The organism is Oscillibacter sp. KLE 1745 (assembly GCF_000469445.2).
GTDB classification, from domain to species: Bacteria; Bacillota; Clostridia; order Oscillospirales; family Oscillospiraceae; genus Oscillibacter; species Oscillibacter welbionis.
Window position 1 is genome coordinate 390 of the sequence record NZ_KI271736.1, and the last position, 261, is coordinate 650.

The 261-nt window shown below is 52.9% G+C and carries 1 pseudogene; it reads right to left on the bottom strand.

The window, feature by feature from the left end:
- A pseudogene (locus HMPREF1546_RS11485) lies at positions 1-261 on the bottom strand (mobilization protein); the annotation flags it as partial.

The following is a 261-nucleotide window of genomic DNA, read 5'->3' on the forward strand; positions in this document are numbered from 1 at the left end:
AGCTTTTGTTCCTCTGTGCGCTCGTTAAATCGGGCGGCAGTATCTACACATGACTTGACCTTCCAAAGGCGGTGTAAATCGTCTCTGACGGTCTTAAACTCGCCATAGGTGGTGTTGTGCGCCTGTTCCAGCTCGTCATACTCATCGGACAGCTTTTTCATATCCACCTTGCCGTCTGGGAACTCCCCGGTCAGCTTTCGTCTGGCGGCGTAGAACTGTATCAGTTCCGCTTCATGCTCTGCCTTGTACTTGGCTCTGGGC